The organism is Nocardiopsis sp. LDBS1602, from assembly GCF_035818715.1.
GTDB lineage: Bacteria > Actinomycetota > Actinomycetes > Streptosporangiales > Streptosporangiaceae > Nocardiopsis > Nocardiopsis alba.
Genome location: NZ_JAYLVW010000010.1, coordinates 155,382 through 171,352, shown reverse-complemented (window position 1 = coordinate 171,352; position 15,971 = coordinate 155,382). Strand labels below are relative to the sequence as shown.

Sequence of the window (15,971 nt, the reverse complement as noted above, 5' to 3'; positions counted from 1 at the left end):
GGCCGCACGTGTACGCGATCAACGCCACGGACATCACCAAGGACTATGGGAAGGGAGAGGTGCTCCACGGCATCTCCTACCGGGTACCCGCCGGACGGATCGCGGCGCTGCTCGGCCCCAACGGGGCGGGCAAGACGACGCTGATCGAGATCCTCGAGGGGCACCGCGGTCGTACCTCGGGCACCGTCGAGGTACTCGGCCTCGATCCCGGTAACCGGCGCGACTTCGCCGAGCTCCGCACCAGGATGAGCGTCGTGCTCCAGCAGACCATGTTGGAGCCGGGCCTGTCGGTCCGCGACATCGTGCGCCGGCACGCCTCCTATTACCCGGACCCTCTCGACGTCGACGAGGCGCTCGCCCAGGTGGAGCTCACCGAGAAGAGGAGCGCTCTGGTCCGCTCCCTCTCCGATGGTCAGCGCCGCCGTCTCGACCTGGCGTTGGCCCTGACCGGCCGCCCCGAACTCCTCTTCCTCGACGAGCCCACCACCGGGCTCGACCCCGTCTCCCGACGTCGGATCCGCGCGCTGGTCGCCGGTCTCCGGGAGAGCGGCACCACGGTCGTGTTGACCTCGCACGACCTGGCCGAGGTACAGGAACTGGCCGACCGCGTGGACGTGATCCGCGACGGGGAGTTCATCGCCTCGGGCACCCCGGACGAGCTGGTCCGGGACTCGTCGGCCTTCACCGTGGTGGAGTTCGCCGTTCCCGAGGGGGTCGATGGACGCCTGCCCGAGGGGGCCGCGCTGGTCAACGGTCGCGCGCGCATCCAGACCGACGACCAGGACGCCGTGGTCGAACGCGTGCAGACCTGGGCCCGGGACGAGGGGACGCGCATCAGCGGTCTGACGATCGTTCCGCCCAGTCTGGACGACGCCTACGTGGCGATGTTGGAGAACCGGCGACCCGAGACGGAGAGGTCCGAATGAGCACCACCGAGGCCGGGGCCCGCCGCTCGCCCCGCACGCGACGTCCGAGCAGTTTCCTGTTGCACGTGGACGGGGAGCTGAAGGAGTTCTGGCGCTCCCCCATCACCTTGGCGTTCATCGTGGCGATGCCGGTGATGTTCTACGTGGGCTTCGGGTTGGCGTTCCGTTCCCAGGCCGACGAGATCCGGCTGGTGGGCGAGCACGAGATCACCCAGGCCAATCTGAGCTTCGGCGGCATTCTGGGGTTCGCCCTGATGTCGGTGGCCTTCGCCAACGTCGCCATCGGGTTGGCGATCCGACGCCACCACGGTCTGTTCAAGCGTTTCCGCACCACCCCGGTGAGTCCGGCGACGGTGATGGGCGCCTATCTGGTGAACACGCTGCTCACCGCCGTGATCGTGCTGGGAGTGGTCACCGCCATCGGTCTGCTCGGTATGGGTGTGACCATCGACCCGGCGCGTATCCCGCAACTACTGGTCGCGTTGATGCTCGGCTTCGTGTGCATGGCTCCGTTGGGGGCGGCCGTCTCCCTGCTGCCGCCCAACGCCGACGCGGCGGTGCCCATGGTGAACGGCATCTTCTTCCCCGCCGCCTTCCTGGCCGGAGGGTTCGTCATCCTGCCCTTGGGCGACGCGGTGAGCGCCGTGGTCGACCTGCTGCCCGGCCGTCCGCTCACCGTGCTGATCCAGGGTTCGCTCTCCGAGGCGGGTCCCGTCTGGGACTGGCCGTCGGTCTGGCTGCTGTCGGCCTGGTCGCTGGTGGGCACGGTGGTCGCGCTGCGCTGGTTCCGGTGGGCCTCCGAACGTGAGCCGCGCGGTTTCGGTTCGGCCAAGCGCCGGGCGGAGACCTCCGAGCGGGAGGACGAGGGCACGGAGGCCAAGGGTTGAGCACGCCTTCGTTCACCCTGGTGGAGGGCCCCTACCTGGTCTCCCGAGTGAACCTGTACCCCCATCGGTGGTTGCGCGCGTCCGACGAGGGGGCCCGGGAGGACGGCGCTCTGGCGCGTTCCCTCGTCGAGGAGGAACACGCGCGCGAGCGGCTTCGCGAGGACCTGTTGGAGGCACTGCACCGGGCCGCTCCCACTCTGGACGAGGGCGGCCCGGGTCGGGAGGGCCATCGACGCGAGGCCTTGGCTGCCAAACGCGCGGTGTTCAACCGTCGCCCACCGCGTCCGACCCTGTACGGGCATCCGGTCACCGCCGAGGTGCCCGGCCTGGCGGAGTGGACGGAGAGTCGGCGACGATCCGAGGCCGCGGCCGCACGTATGGACGACGGTCACGAGGCCGCCCTGAGCGCCGAGCGCGCCGTCCTGGCGGAGTGGTCCCGTCATCCGTACGTGGACCGTTCGACCGCGCTGTCCAGCGCCGATCTGCATCGGGCGGTGGCGGCGCGGGCCGCCACCGACGCCGATCCGGACAAGCGGATGCGCAAGGCCGAGGCGTCGCTGGTGCGGTACTTCTCGCGCTCCACGCTGAAGGTCAGCCCGTACTCGCTGTACACGGCCGTGCACTTCGACGATCTGGAGGAGCCCTCCTCCCCCGGTCTCGCGGGCGGCCCCCTCTCCCCCTCTCCCCACGCGGATCTGCGACGACTGCTGATCCGCCAGGCCGGTCGCGCGCTGGCCGCCGACCCCGAGGCCCGCCCCGGGCTGGAGTGGGTGCTGACCGGTGGTGCCCGACGGATCACCGACGCCGAGGGCGGCCCTCTGCTCGTGGTGCGCCGTCGTCGCTGGACACCGCCCTCCTCCGGGCTGCGCGCCGAGGCGTTCGGCGAGGAGGAGGTCCGACTCCCGTTGACCGGGGCCCGGGGACGGTTCGTCGAGGCCCTGGAGAAGAGGGCGGCCACGCCGGTGCGCTGGGACCTGCTGTGCGAGGCCGTCACCGCCGACCTCGGGTACGCCCCGGAGCAGGTGCCGTCCGTGTTGGAGCGGCTGGTCGACGTCGGGGTCCTGGTGCCCTGGGCACCCGCGCCCGAGCAGTCGCCCGGGTACGGGCGCCGCTGGCACGAACTGGCCCGGAGCCTGCCGGGCGCGACGGCCGAACGGGTGGCCTCCGCCTTCGACGCCACCGAAGAGGTCCTGTCCGGTTTCGCCGAGGCCGACGGGGCCGAACGCGCCCGTGGTGTGCGTCGGCTCCAGACGGTGTGGTCGTCGGCGGTGGGTGTCGAGGGCTCGGCGACCTCGCCGGTGGTGGAGGACTGTCTGGTATCGCGAGGTGTTCCGGTGGAGCGCCCCGTGACGCGACGGTGGTCGGCCGACCTGGAACGACTGATGCCGTTGCTGTTCGCCTTGGACGATCAGCGCGTGCTCTCCGGCGCCCTCGAGCAGGTGTTCGTGGCCCACTACGGGCGGGGCGGACGCTGCTCCGACCTGGACGCCTTCGCCCAGCACGCCCGGGCCGCCTTCCCCCTCACCCAACGGCTCATGGGCGGCGACCCCGCCGCCCTGGCCGACGCGGACGAGGGTCTGCGGCGGGTGCTGGCCGCGCGGGCTCGCGCGGTCGACCATCTGGTGGGGCTGGGACGTTCCGACGCGGAGCGGATGGAGGTCGACCCGGCGACGGTGGACGAGGTGGCGTCGCTGCTGCCCGAACGCGAGTTCCTCGCCCGCCGTTCCTTCGCGGTGTTCGGCCAGGCCCTGACCTCGGAGCGGACGGAGCACGACGACCGTCTGGTGATCAACCACGTCTACGGCGGTCGGGCACGCTACTTCAGCCGTTTCCTCGGGCACCTGCCGGAAGAGGTCCGCGCCCGGGTCGCCGAGCACGTGGGCCGGCTCGGGCCGGAGGACTCCGACACCGTGCACATGCGGTCGGCCCTGGGCTTCAACGCCAACCTGTCCCCGGCCCTGGCCGGGGAGGAGGTGGCGCTGCGCGACGAGCCGACCCTGTCCCCCGGTCCGGCCACCCGCGACCTCGCCCTGGTCCACACACCGAACGGGCTCCGTCTCGTCCGGTCCGACGGGTCCGGGATCGACCCGGTCTACACCGGTTTCCTGGTCCCCCACGCGCTGCCCTACGACGAGATGCTCGTGGCGATGGTGGCGGACTCCCCGTTCTTCTCCTTCGGCGATCTCAGCATCGACCTGCACGAACGATGGACCGAGCGGAACGGGACGGGTGAGGCGCCGAGGATCGATTTCGGTTCGCTCACCCTCTTCCGTCGCCGTTGGGGCCTGGACACGTCGATGTTCACCGCCCGCGACGGCGAGTCACCGGCCGGACTGTACCGGCGGGTGAACGTCGAACGTCTGCGTCGGGGGCTGCCCGACGAGGTGTTCGTCCGGCCCCTCCAGGGGTCCAGGCTCGGTCCGCTGGAGCGGGCCATGGCCCCCAAACCGCAGCACGTGGACTTCCTGAGCCGGCTGCACACCACGACCGCCGCCAAACGGCTGGCCCATCTGGGCCCGACCCTGATGGCGGAGGAACTGTCCCCGCACCCGGCCACCTCGGGGGTCGACAGCCCCGATGGTCGGCACGCGGCCGAGGTCTTCCTCGAACTCTCCACGGTCCCCGGCGCCCCCGGAACCGTGCGTCCCCCAGAGAACCCCCAGGCGAAGCGAGGCTGACCCCTTGACCGTCGGACTCAGAGTGACCTACTACGACAGCGACAAGAGCGCGCTGTTGGGCGACTGTCTCGTGCCCGCCGCGCGCGAGGCCGCCGCCAGGGAAGGGGTCACCGCCGCGTGGCTCCACCTGCACTGGCGGCTCGGCCCGCACTGTGTGCTCTACCTGGACGGATCCCCCGAGGCGGTGGCCGAGGCGGCCGACCGGGCCGAACGACGGCTCTCCGCCTTCGTGGAACGACACCCCTCGCGAAGGGTGCTGGACCCCGCCGAATACGAGGGCTTCTCCCGGAGCATGGGCCGGTTGGAGCTGGTGGAGGGCCCCTACTCCCCTCTGACACCGGACAACTCCGTGCTCCGCCTGCCCGGCGATCCCGTCGACACGTTCCTGCGCGGCCCCGAGGCGATCGCGCTCAAGGGCCGGGTGCTCACCGACGGCCTGGACCGGGTCGCCGACCAGGTCGACGGACGCGGAGGCCGGAGCGCGGTGACGGCGAACGTGTTCTCCGGGATGGGCGCGATCGCCACGCGCTACCCCGAGTGGGGGCTCAGGTCCGGCTACCAGGCGTTCCTGTCGCATTGGAAGGAGTACTTCCACTGGTCGGACTCCGAAGGGCGGGCCCAGGAACGGCTGGCCGCCTCCTACCGAGGGCAGCGGGAGAACCTGGTGGCGACCCTGCGCGGGATCCACGAGGGCGACGGCGCCGACCCCTACGCCGAGGCCTGGGGCACCTGGGTCGACCGTTGGCTGCCCGAGGCGGTCGCGCTGGCCCGGCAGGGACACATCCTGCCCTTTCCGCACCCCGAACGGCAGGAGACCGCGGCCCGGCTCGGCGACGACGTGGGCGTGCGGTGGAGCGGTTCCGACGAGCGTTCCTACAGCGACTTCCACCGTGAGTTCCGCAAGTTGGACTTCACCCGGCTCGGTGACGGGCACGGGTTCGCCGCGTTCCGCTTCGTCATCAACTGCTTCTTCGACCTCCTTCCGTTGATGGGCGTGACGCCGATCCAGCGCTACTCGGTGGCGTACCTGCTCACCGAGGCCGCCCAAGAGGTGGTGGGCGAGTCCTGGGAGGAGACGGTCCGCAGGGTCGTCGACCACCAGAGTCGGGACCCCGAGCTGCGGCCGACCCTGCCGTGGAGGGGTGACGGCGATGTCTGAGCCCTCCACGAACCCCGTCCGTCTCAAGAGCGCCGTGCGCGCGCGTTCCCTCGCCGAGGAGGGGGTGGCGTTGAGCATGGGCGCCACCGCCGTCGTGGTCCGGGGGTCCCGGGCCGACACGGTGTGGCGCGCCCTGGAGCCGACGTTGCGCGCCGGTTTCGAACGGGAGACCCTCCTGGGCGGTTTCCCCGAACGCGGCCGTCCCTTCCTGGCGAGCATCCTCGACCAACTGGAGGAGCACGGTTTCCTCCGCGAACTCGAACCCGAGCCCGAGGACCTCGACCCGGCGGAACGGGCCGCCTACCCGCATCTGGAGTCCCTGACCCGCCGCCCGCACGCCGCGCTGGCGGCGCTGCGCGAGGGCACGGTCCGTGTCCGTTCGTCCCACCCGGAGCTGGCCGCCGAGGCGGCGCGCGCTCTGGTGAGGGCCGGCGTCGGCACGGTCCGGGTCGACCCCGAGGACGCTCCGGAGAGCCCCCTTCTGTTGACCACCCGGTGGGAGCCGGCCGAGGGCGAACCCGCCGAGCACCTGATCGCCTCGGGCGGCGGCCTGTGGCTGTCCGGTCCCCGTGATCGGTCGGCCGGCCCGGACCTGGTCGCGCCGCTGCGGAGATGGTTCGCCTCCCGAAAGGAGACCGCGAACGGCACCGCCCCGGACGAGGGCGCGTCCCGGCTCGTCCACACCCTGGTCTGCGCCCAACTGGCGCTGGCCCTGGTGGCCCACGTGGCCAGGGACGCCGAGGACGCCGCGCCCGCCGAGGACGCGGAGTTCATGGTGACCACGGACGAGCTCGTCAGCGAACCGCGCGTGTTCTCGGTCCTTTCCCCGCTGAACCCCGAGGCCACCGGCCCGGTCCCCGTGTGGGAAGCGGCCGAGCCCCCCGAGGTGCCCGCCCTCCTGGACTCGGTGACCCACCTGTGGGACCGGGTGTTCGGCCCGGTGGCCGAGCCGCGCCCCGGCTCGCTGCCCCAACTCCCGGTGGGTCTGGCCCGCTCCGGCACGGTGGTCGGCTGCGGCCCCACCACCGCCGAGGCGCGTCTGGACGCCCTGCTCCGTGCCCTGCGCCCCGAGGTGTGGCTCCCTTCCGCCGCCCCGGTGGGCCTGGGGCTGGGGCTGACGCCCGAGACCGCGATCGGCGCGGCCGTGGCCGACCTGGCCCTGCGCATGCCCGGGGAGCGCTGGAAGGACGTGGCCGCGCCCGATCTCTCCCCCGGTTCCCGCCGTCTGTGGGCCGCGCTCACCCTGCGACTGGGTGTGACCGCGAGCCTGGTCGTCCACGCCACGGACGACGGGCTCCACCGCGCCCGGGTGCTCCCGGAGACCGAGGACGCGTTCTCGGGCGAGGGCGTGGCCCCGCACCCCGACACCGCCGTCCAGGAGGCGCTGCTCCGCGCGGTCGCCTCGGCCCGACTCGCCGAGGAGCCTCCAGGGCCACCCCTGGACGCCTGCGGCGGCGGCACTTCGCGGACGCTCTCCGACCTCGCCCGTTGGGCGTTCGGGACACGCGCGGTGCGCCTGTCCGCTCCGGAGGGCGCGGACCGGCTCCGCGACCTCGGCGTGCACTCGGCGGTGGCCTCATGGAGCTAGGACGTGTCCCCGTGGCCGACACTCGAGGAACGATCCCGCCCCGCCCCGACGACGCGAACGCGCTCCCGGTCGGCGCCACGCTGGACCACCCGCGCGAGTTCCCGGTCGACGGAGGGATCCTGCACACCGCGACGGGTGGACCGCTGCTCTTCCTCGGCCCCTGGACCCCCGACGGCGCGAGCGGCTGCGCGCGATGCGCCGGTCTCTGGCGGTACGACGTCGAGGGCGAGACGGCCGTCCACCGGCCGACCCCCGACGGCCTCCTCGACCTGTGGGAGGGGGTGTTCGACGCGCTGGTCACCGCCACCGACCCGACCGACCTCCGGCTGTCCCTGATCGCCCTGGACCGCCGGGACGGAACCCTGACCCGGCACCGCTTCGTCCCCCATCCGCACTGCGACCACTGCCCTCGGAACGGTGACGAGAGCGCGGGCGCGGACGACACCGACCCGCTCGGCCTGGAAACACCCGCGCCGACGGTCGGCGACTCCCTGCGTGTTCGAAGGATGGACCGCGAGGTCCTGCGCGAGAGACTGCTCGACTTCCGGTTCGGCCCCGCCGCCCACATGTACCGGGACGAGGAGTCCCCACTGGCCCTCGTGACCTGTGAGACCGTCGCTCCAGGACGCACGTCCCGCGAGGGCGGCTACGGGCGCTCCACCCGGTTCACCGACAGCGAGGTCCCCGCCCTCCTCGAAGGCGTGGAACGGGTGACCGGCGGGCGTCGGCTGTCGAGAACACCCACCGTGCGCGGCTCCTACGCGGAGCTGGCCTCGGACGCCGTCGACCCGGCCCTGCTGGGGCTCCACGAGGAGGAGTGGTACGGCCATCCCTCCTTCGACCCGGTCCCCTACACACCGGCCACCCCCACCACCTGGGTGTGGGGCTGGTCCACCCGGGAACGCCGCCGCGTCCTGGTGCCCGAACACGTCGCCTACTGGCACGCCGGACCGCGCGAGGAGCGCTTCCTGTACGAGTCCTCCAACGGCTGCGCCGTGGGCGGTTCCCCGGCCGAGGCCGTCCTGTACGGCCTGTTCGAGGTGGTGGAACGGGACGCCTTCCTGCTCACCTGGTACTCGCGCACCCGACCACGCCGGATCGAGGGCGTCGACGACCCGGACCTGAACCACCTCACCGACCTGATCACCGAGCGCGGCCTGGAGCTGTCCCTGCTCGACATCACCTCCGACCTGGGTGTTCCGACCGTCCTGGCGATGGTCACCGCCGAGGAGGGGGCGGTGCGCGAAGGGCTCGCGCCCGCGTTGAGTCTGGCCACCGGAACCCACCTCGACCCTCGACGGGCGCTGATGGCGGCCGTCGAGGAGACCGCCACGAACGCCCTGATGTACCCCAAGTGGGTGCGGATGCGGGAGTCGGTGTCCGTGGAGCGCTGCCGGCCGATGCTCGACGACTTCACGCTCATTCGGACCCTGGAGGACCACACCGGCGTGTTCGGTCTCTGGGAGGCCCGACCGATGTGGGAGTTCCTGCGCCGCCCGGCCGGCGTCGTCGGCATGGACGAACTCGTCGCCGGTCGGCCCTCGTCCTTCGCCGGCGTCGACCTGGCCGCCGTACTGCGCGAACGTCTGGCGGCCGTGCACGCGCTCGGCCTGGACGTGATCGTCGTGGACCAGAGCGGCGCCCCCTATACCGAGGCGGTGGGCGCGCACTCGGTGAAGGTGATCGTGCCCGGCGCCCTGCCGATGACCTTCGGCCACACCCATCTGCGCATTCGTTCCCTGGAGCGGCTGACGCGGGCCTCCGAGCTGATCGAAGGGGGGATCCCGTGGGAGACGCCCGGCGAGGTGTACCCGATCCCGCATCCGTTCCCGTGATCGCCGCGACCGGCGGTCCCGAAGGGCGGGGCCGCGCCGAGGCGCTCGCGCACTTCCACCGGCAGTCGTACGCCAAGGACGTGGCCGCCGTGGAGACACTGTTCTTCGGCGAAGAGATCTCGAACGGCCTGGCCCGGCCGGTTCCGGGGCAGGTCCGTCCGGTGTCGCCGGCCCTGGCCCCGCTCCGCGCGGTCGACGCCGCCGGTCCCGACCTCGGCGGGTCGTGGACCTCGGGCCGGCGGCTGCTCGCCGCCTGCGTCGAGGCGGTGCGGGTCCGGCGCCTCTCCGCGGCCGACCGCTACCCGGTGCACCGCGCCTACCCGTCGCCCCGGGGGCTCTTCGGAGCCGACCTGTTCCTCCTGCCCCGGCACGGAACGGACTGGTGTCTGCGCGTCGATCCGCTGTCGCACGCGCTCCAGCCCTTGACCGACTCCGGAGCACCCGACGATCCGGAGACGGCGCTGGCCGGGGCCCGCGTGGTCGTAGCGGTGGACCACGGACGCTATCCGCCCGAATACGGCGGACTGCGGCCCTCGCTGGCCCTCCTGGAGGGCGGCCATCTCCTGGCCACCCTGGGACTGACCCTGACCAGGGCGGGGCTGGCGCCCCGGACCCACGTGGGTCCGGCCCATCCCGCCTGCGTCGACGCCGCCCCCTTCCTGCCCGAGGGCATGGAACCGAGCGCGGCGCTCACCCTGGAGCCCTCGGAAGGGGCGGGGACGGCTGGAACGGTGGAGCTCTCATCGGAGGCGACGGCGCGCACGGCCTCCGTCGCGGCACGCCCCGGACGTTCCCTCCGCCGTTGGTTGGACGAGCGCACCAGCGGGGTCTCCACCGCCAACCTGGTGACCAGTGCCCACGTCTCCCCCGAGGAGGGAGACGGGGTGACGTCGTCGCTGGTCGCGGCGCTCGCCGAGGTCCACTCGGCCGCCGGGACGGCCGGGGCGCCACGCCTGTACCGGCACGCCCTGCGCGAGGATCGGGTCGACGACCGCGTGGTACGCGAACTGGCCCCCGACGGCGGCGCGGGCCCCGAGCGCGAGGTCCCGCGTACCGGGGAGACCAACTTCTCCGCCACGCTCGGACACACTCTCGCCGTGGACTTCCCCTCGTGGGCACGCGCCCACGGCCGGCACGCCGAACCGATCCTGCACACCCTTCTCGGCTGGATCGCCCAATGGGGGTGCCTCGGTGCCGCCGCCACCGGGCTGTGCGCCCGCCCCATGCGCAACTACGCCGAGGAGGAATGGGGGGCGGTCCTGGGGCTGGAGCCCGGGCAGACCCCCGCCTACCAACTGTGGGTGCGCGCCGAACGCGGCACCTACATGGACATCCCCGTCGACGCCGATCCCCCGGAGGCCCCATGACCCGCACCTGGTCGGCCGTGTACGTCCACCTGCACCGCGGTCGTGCCGACATCGACTCCTTCCTCCTGGAACACCTCGCCCCGGCGGCGCGGGAGCTGGTCGAGGGCGGTCACGCCGAGGACTGGTTCTACCTGCGTTATTGGGACGGCGGACCGCATGTTCGCGCCCGCTTCCTCAACGCCGACCCCGACGCCGTGGCGGGTTTCGCCGAACGCATGCGCGTCCTGGCCAAGGAGACCTCGGCGAGCGCCCTGGAACTGGACCGCGACTCCTACTATTCGGATCTGCCCCAGGCCGACCCGGAGCGGTGGCACACCGACGGCGACGTGCTGGAGGCGATCTACGAACCCGAGACCGAACGCTACGGCGGCCCCCGGGCCCTGGAGGTCTGTGAGGACTTCTTCTGCGCGAGCACCAGGATCTCCCTGGCGGTCCTGCGCTCGGCCCCCCAGCCCGGGCAGCGTCAGGTGGTGGCGGTCGACCTCGCCACCCTGGCGTTCGGGGCGCTGGGGTTCGACGACGTGGAGGCGGTCCGCCAGGCGCGCGGCTACCACTCCACCTGGGACTTCTCGGCGGAGGTGGCGCGTGGTGACGCCCGGGCCCGGTCGGAGGCGGAACGGCTCTTCCACGCCTCCCCCTCTCGTTGGTTGCAGCGTCGACCGAAGGTGGAGCGGCTGGTGGCGGGCGAGGGGTCGTCCACCCACCATCTGTGGCACCGGGAGATGCGCGCGACGGTCGACCGGCTGCGTCGGATCGACGCGGAGGAGGGGTTGGCCAACGGCATCGATCGGATCATGTGGTCGCTGCTGCACATGACCTGCAACCGGCTCGGCCTGGACATCGACGACGAGCGTCGGATCTCCTGGCTGCTGTCGTTGTCCTACCCGCGCTGGGAGCCGCCGGGCGACTACTTCGAGCCCGGCGTGAGCGCCCCGGATCGGGTGTACCTGGAGGCCGGCAAGTACCTTCCCGGAACGATGGCGGGCGAGCACGCCCCTCGGGAGGTGGCGCCGGAGGGCGAACGCCCCGGGGCTCTGGCGGCCCCGGTCGTGGAACTGCCCGAGCCCGGGCCGTTGACCATGACGTTGGGCGAGGCTCTGGCCGAGCGTGAGAGCGCCCACGGGGACCTCTCGTCTCGGATGGACCTGTCCGAGCTCTCCGACCTGCTCGGGCACTCCGCCGGTCTCAGCCGTACCCGGGGCGGACGGACGGGACGACATCGCCCCCCGCGTACGCACCCCTCGCCGGGTGCGGCCTACGCCACGGAGGTGTGGGTGCTGGTCCGTCACGTGGAGGGGTTGGAGGCCGGCACCTACCGCTACCGTGCGGAAGGGCACCGGCTACTGAGGGCGGACGGCCCCGCGGACGTGGAGCGGCTCATCGAGCTCTCCCCCTTCCTGCGCGCGGAGGCCGACGGACGGCCCGGCGTGGTGGCCGACGGCCTGGGCGCCCTGGTGGTGCTGGTCGGAGACCTGGGCCGGTTGCGCGAGGGGTACGGGCAGAGGGCGCTGCGCCTGCTGCTCCAAGAGTGCGGTCACGTGGCGCAGAACCTGTCGTTGTGCGCCACGGCGTTGGGGCTGCGGTCCCTGGTGGTCTCCGGGTTCGCCGACGACGCGGCCAACGCGCTGCTGCACCTGGACGGGATCGACCGGACGGTGCTCTCCCTGATCCCGGTGGGCTCCGGCGAACGAGGGTAGATAACAGGGTGAGGTGCGGTCCGGCAGGTCCCGACGGCTCCGGACCGCCCGGCCCCCTTTTCGGCACGACCGATGCCGATCGTCACGGATGTCCGAAAGTTGCACTTTCCTTACTTTCGCACTTTTGACGCGTACTTGGCGTCACACGCGCACCTCGCTACTGGCGCCGGGGGCTACTCAGTAGTAACATTGACTTGTTACTAGTCGGTAGATCCGCGTGTACAGACACCGCGGCAAGGGACACAGCGGAGCTGTCCATGACGCATTACAAGAGCAACCTGCGCGACATCGAGTTCAACCTCTTCGAGCTGTTCCGGCGCCAGGACCTGCTGGGCCAGGGCCCCTTCGAGGAGCTGGACGAGGAGACCGCGCGCACCATCCTGGACGAGATCAACCGTCTCGCCACCGGTGTCGTCGCCGAGTCCTTCGAGGACGCGGACCGCAACCCGCCGGTCTTCGACCCCAAGACCAACACCGTCGCCATCCCCGAAAGCCTGAAGAAGTCCTACCAGGCCTACATGGACGCCGGCTGGTACAACCTCGACCTCCCCCAGGAGCTCGGCGGCCTCGGCGCCCCCCGCTCCCTCGTCTGGTCCGCGGCCGAGCTCATCCTGGGCTCGAACCCCTCCATCCACATGTACTCCGCGGGCCCCGGCTTCGCGAGCATCCTCCACTCCGAGGGCAACGAGGCGCAGAAGAAGTTCGCCGAGCAGGCCATCGAGCGCGGCTGGGGCGCCACCATGGTGCTGACCGAGCCCGACGCCGGCTCGGACGTCGGCGCCGGCCGCACCAAGGCCGTCGACCAGGGCGACGGCACCTGGCACATCGAGGGTGTGAAGCGCTTCATCACCTCGGCCGAGCAGGACATGACCGAGAACATCTTCCACCTGGTGCTGGCGCGCCCCGAGGGCGCCGGCCCCGGCACCAAGGGCCTCTCGCTCTTCCTCGTGCCGAAGTACCTGGTCAACGAGGACGGCTCCCTCGGTGAGCGCAACGGCGCCTACGTGACCAACGTCGAGCACAAGATGGGCCTCAAGGCCTCCACCACCTGCGAGCTGACCTTCGGCGACAAGCACCCCGCCATCGGCTACCTCGTCGGTGACAAGCACGACGGCATCCGTCAGATGTTCCTCATCATCGAGTACGCGCGCATGATGGTCGGGACGAAGGCGATCGCCACCCTCTCCACGGGCTACCTCAACGCCCTGGAGTACGCCAAGAACCGCGTCCAGGGCAACGACCTCGCCGGGAGCAAGAACTCCCCGAAGGTCACCATCACCCACCACCCGGACGTGCGTCGCAGCCTCATGACGCAGAAGGCGTACGTGGAGGCCATGCGCTCGCTGGTCATCTTCACCGCCACCCAGCAGGACGCGATCCAGGTCGCCAAGTCCAAGGGCGAGGACGTCACCGAGCTGGAGGCCATGAACGACCTCCTGCTGCCGATCGTCAAGGGTGTCGGCTCGGAGCGCTCCTACGCGCTGCTCGCCGAGTCCCTCCAGACCCTGGGCGGCTCCGGGTTCCTTCAGGAATACCCGATCGAGCAGTACATCCGCGACGCCAAGATCGACACCCTCTACGAGGGCACCACCGCGATCCAGGCCCAGGACTTCTTCTTCCGCAAGATCGTGAAGAACGGCGGCCAGGCCATCGGCAAGCTGTCCGCCGAGATCAAGGCCTTCGCCGAGAGCGAGGCCGGCAACGGCCGCCTGAAGGAGGAGCGCGCGCTCCTGCTGAAGGCCCTCGGCGACGTCGAGAAGATGGTCGAGATCATGGTCGGCCACGCCATGGGCTCCGCCGAGGACTCCCGCGAGCTGTACAAGGTCGGCCTGAACTCGGTCCGCCTGCTCTTCGCCTTCGGTGACGTGGTCCTGGCCTGGCTGCTGCTGCGCCAGGCCGAGGTCGCCCTCAACAGCATCGACGGCGCCGACGAGGACGACAAGAACTTCTACACCGGCAAGATCGCCGCCGCGACCTTCTTCGCCGAGCAGTTCCTGCCGCGCGTGACCGCCGAGCTGAAGATCGCCCAGAACGTGAACCTGGGCGTCATGGAGGTCCCCGAGGAGGCCTTCTAGTCTCCACGCTTCGGAGGCCCGCGGCCACCGGAGGAGAACATCGCCCGAGGGGCGGGACGGTCCGACGACCGTCCCGCCCCTCGGCGTCTCCCGGGCCCGCCCGGGGTCACCACAGGAGGGACGTGGTCCACGACTCTCCGTCGGCGGACACGTAACAGAAGGCCTCCCTGATCCCGTAGTCCCAGGCGGACTCGTTCGGCGCGATGTAGCCGACGTAGTACGTGGACGGCGTGAACGCCGGATCCAGGGCCTGTTCGCTCATGGGGCCACAGGTCGCGTCGATGTCGGCGTCGAAGGACCCCCACCCGGGCCACACCTCGCCCGAAGGGGAGTAGGAGCCGATCACCTGGGCGTCGTGCGCCTCGCCGCACGAGGTGAGCTCCACCTCGTAGAACTCCGTGCCCGCGGGTTCGAGGAAGCAGTCCCCCGACTCCAGGGTGCAGACCGTCGCGTACCCGGGAGAGGGCTCGCAGAGATCGGCCGGGGAGATCTCCTCCCCGCCGGCGAAGGGGTCCTCCGTGCCCGACATCCCGGTGTCCGTGTCCCCCGACGCCTGGGAGACGGTCTCCGCCTCGACGAGGACCACGACCGCGGCCGTCCAGCCCAGGCCCCACAGGCAGGCCGCCAGGAGCCCGAACACCGCGAAGACCACACTGATCGCCTTGGCCGCCGCGAAACCGCCTCCGGCCGCGGCCCCTCCCCCACCGGCCGCCGGGGCGAAGGCAGCAGCGGGCGCCGCCGACGGAGTGAACGAGGCCGCCGCGCCCGCCGGCTCGGGGAGCGGCGGCGGGAACGCCCCGATTCCAGGGTCCGCCGGAGCGCCGGGGCCTCCGGCGGAGGGGGTCCAGGGGCCGGTGTGAGCGCCGGTATCGGAGGGCGTGCCGGGGCCGGAAGGGGTAGGGGAGGGTGGAAAGGCACCGGGGCCGGAAGGGCCCGTGGACACCGGCGGGCCGGCCATCGACCCTTGGGCCTCCGGCGACATGGAGGGGCCGCCGGGGCCGGAAGGGGTCCCTCCCGCCCGGCCCGTCTCCGCGAGCTGTGTCGAGGACGGGGCCCTCAACACCTGGACGAGGGCGATGATCCCGAGAACGACGGCGACGGGGATGGGCAGGATGAGGAAGCCCAGCAGCCCGAGGACCAGCGCCGCGATCGAAAGACCACTGATCTTTCTCTCGTGGACGGTGTTGTGCACCGTGTGGTGCACGTTGCTGGTGTTGTCGCCCAGGTGGATCGGCCCCTGGTGGTCGCCGCCCACACCCACGTTGTGGTGTCCCGAGACCGTCGACCAGGACACCCGCGTCTCCACCATGGCGGAGAGTTCCGCCGCCAGCCCCGGTTCTTCGCGCAGGGCCCGCCCGATCCGGGCGTGGAGGTCTCCGAGCGCGGCGGGATCGTTCGGCGCCGCGGCGAGCCTCTCGACCGCGACACCGACCTCCGAGTCCTTCCCGCCACGACGCAGGAGGGCCGACAGTATCCGCTGCCCGAGGCCCACGGTGCCGGAGGCCGCGACCTTCCCCGTCTGTGAGAGCACCGCCCGCCCGTAGGCGTCGATCGCGCTCCGGATGTACGGAAGGACCTGGGAAACGAGCGTCTCGACGTCTGACAAAGGTGCCCCCGTTCGGGTCCGATGGCAGGCGTCACGGTGGCGCACACGTCCGCGCTTCGGAAGAGAGCACCACTATAACGACGCACCGAAAGAGAACAAGACAGAATTCGATAACGGATTCCCCAATCCGAACGTGTCCTCTTATTTTCCATA

General features: G+C 71.6%; 10 protein-coding genes. 9 read left to right on the top strand and 1 reads right to left on the bottom strand.

The window, feature by feature from the left end; translation table 11 throughout:
• Positions 1–8: 8 nt before the first annotated feature.
• From U9J66_RS23090 to U9J66_RS23050, 9 genes are all read left to right on the top strand, one after another.
• Positions 9–926 (top strand): ABC transporter ATP-binding protein, encoded by a 918-nt coding sequence (locus tag U9J66_RS23090; protein ID WP_017533063.1) that lies wholly within the window; start codon positions 9–11, stop codon positions 924–926.
• Positions 923–1,813, top strand: a complete 891-nt coding sequence (locus U9J66_RS23085) for an ABC transporter permease (RefSeq protein ID WP_014912034.1) — start codon at positions 923–925, stop codon at positions 1,811–1,813. The genes U9J66_RS23090 and U9J66_RS23085 overlap by 4 nt, the downstream gene beginning before the upstream one ends.
• Positions 1,810–4,491 carry a lantibiotic dehydratase gene (locus U9J66_RS23080; protein WP_326338711.1) on the top strand — a complete coding sequence of 894 codons (2,682 nt, stop codon included), beginning with the start codon at positions 1,810–1,812 and terminating at the stop codon, positions 4,489–4,491. Before U9J66_RS23085 ends, U9J66_RS23080 begins: the two co-directional genes overlap by 4 nt.
• Positions 4,492–4,495: 4 nt before the next feature.
• A complete protein-coding gene (locus tag U9J66_RS23075) occupies positions 4,496–5,650 on the top strand; it encodes a lantibiotic dehydratase C-terminal domain-containing protein (protein WP_042284370.1) in 1,155 nt (384 codons plus the stop codon).
• Complete coding sequence (locus U9J66_RS23070) at positions 5,643–7,238, top strand: hypothetical protein (protein ID WP_326338709.1); 1,596 nt, start codon at positions 5,643–5,645, stop codon at positions 7,236–7,238. Before U9J66_RS23075 ends, U9J66_RS23070 begins: the two co-directional genes overlap by 8 nt.
• Positions 7,239–7,249: 11 nt before the next feature.
• Positions 7,250–9,073, top strand: coding sequence for a YcaO-like family protein (locus U9J66_RS23065; RefSeq protein ID WP_326338708.1), 1,824 nt, complete (start codon positions 7,250–7,252; stop codon positions 9,071–9,073).
• Positions 9,025–10,440, top strand: a complete 1,416-nt coding sequence (locus U9J66_RS23060) for a hypothetical protein (RefSeq protein WP_442789870.1) — start codon at positions 9,025–9,027, stop codon at positions 10,438–10,440. Before U9J66_RS23065 ends, U9J66_RS23060 begins: the two co-directional genes overlap by 49 nt.
• A complete protein-coding gene (locus tag U9J66_RS23055) occupies positions 10,437–12,137 on the top strand; it encodes a thiopeptide-type bacteriocin biosynthesis protein (protein ID WP_326338705.1) in 1,701 nt (566 codons plus the stop codon). The genes U9J66_RS23060 and U9J66_RS23055 overlap by 4 nt, the downstream gene beginning before the upstream one ends.
• A 257-nt stretch (positions 12,138–12,394) precedes the next feature.
• The gene (locus U9J66_RS23050; protein ID WP_014913041.1) at positions 12,395–14,212 is read left to right on the top strand and encodes an acyl-CoA dehydrogenase; all 1,818 of its coding nucleotides are present in this window, start codon (positions 12,395–12,397) and stop codon (positions 14,210–14,212) included.
• 106 nt (positions 14,213–14,318) lie between these two features.
• On the opposite strand, the gene U9J66_RS23045 is transcribed toward U9J66_RS23050, so the two are convergent.
• Positions 14,319–15,818, bottom strand: a complete 1,500-nt coding sequence (locus U9J66_RS23045) for a DUF4190 domain-containing protein (protein ID WP_326338703.1) — start codon at positions 15,816–15,818, stop codon at positions 14,319–14,321.
• Positions 15,819–15,971: the final 153 nt, after the last annotated feature.

Bases quoted from the DNA above. Each gene is read 5' to 3' on its own strand.
- U9J66_RS23085 (WP_014912034.1), top strand. From the start codon at position 923: ATGAGCACCACCGAGGCCGGGGCCCGCCGCTCGCCCCGCACGCGACGT.
- U9J66_RS23070 (WP_326338709.1), top strand. From the start codon at position 5,643: ATGTCTGAGCCCTCCACGAACCCCGTCCGTCTCAAGAGCGCCGTGCGC.
- U9J66_RS23055 (WP_326338705.1), top strand. From the start codon at position 10,437: ATGACCCGCACCTGGTCGGCCGTGTACGTCCACCTGCACCGCGGTCGT.
- U9J66_RS23050 (WP_014913041.1), top strand. From the start codon at position 12,395: ATGACGCATTACAAGAGCAACCTGCGCGACATCGAGTTCAACCTCTTC.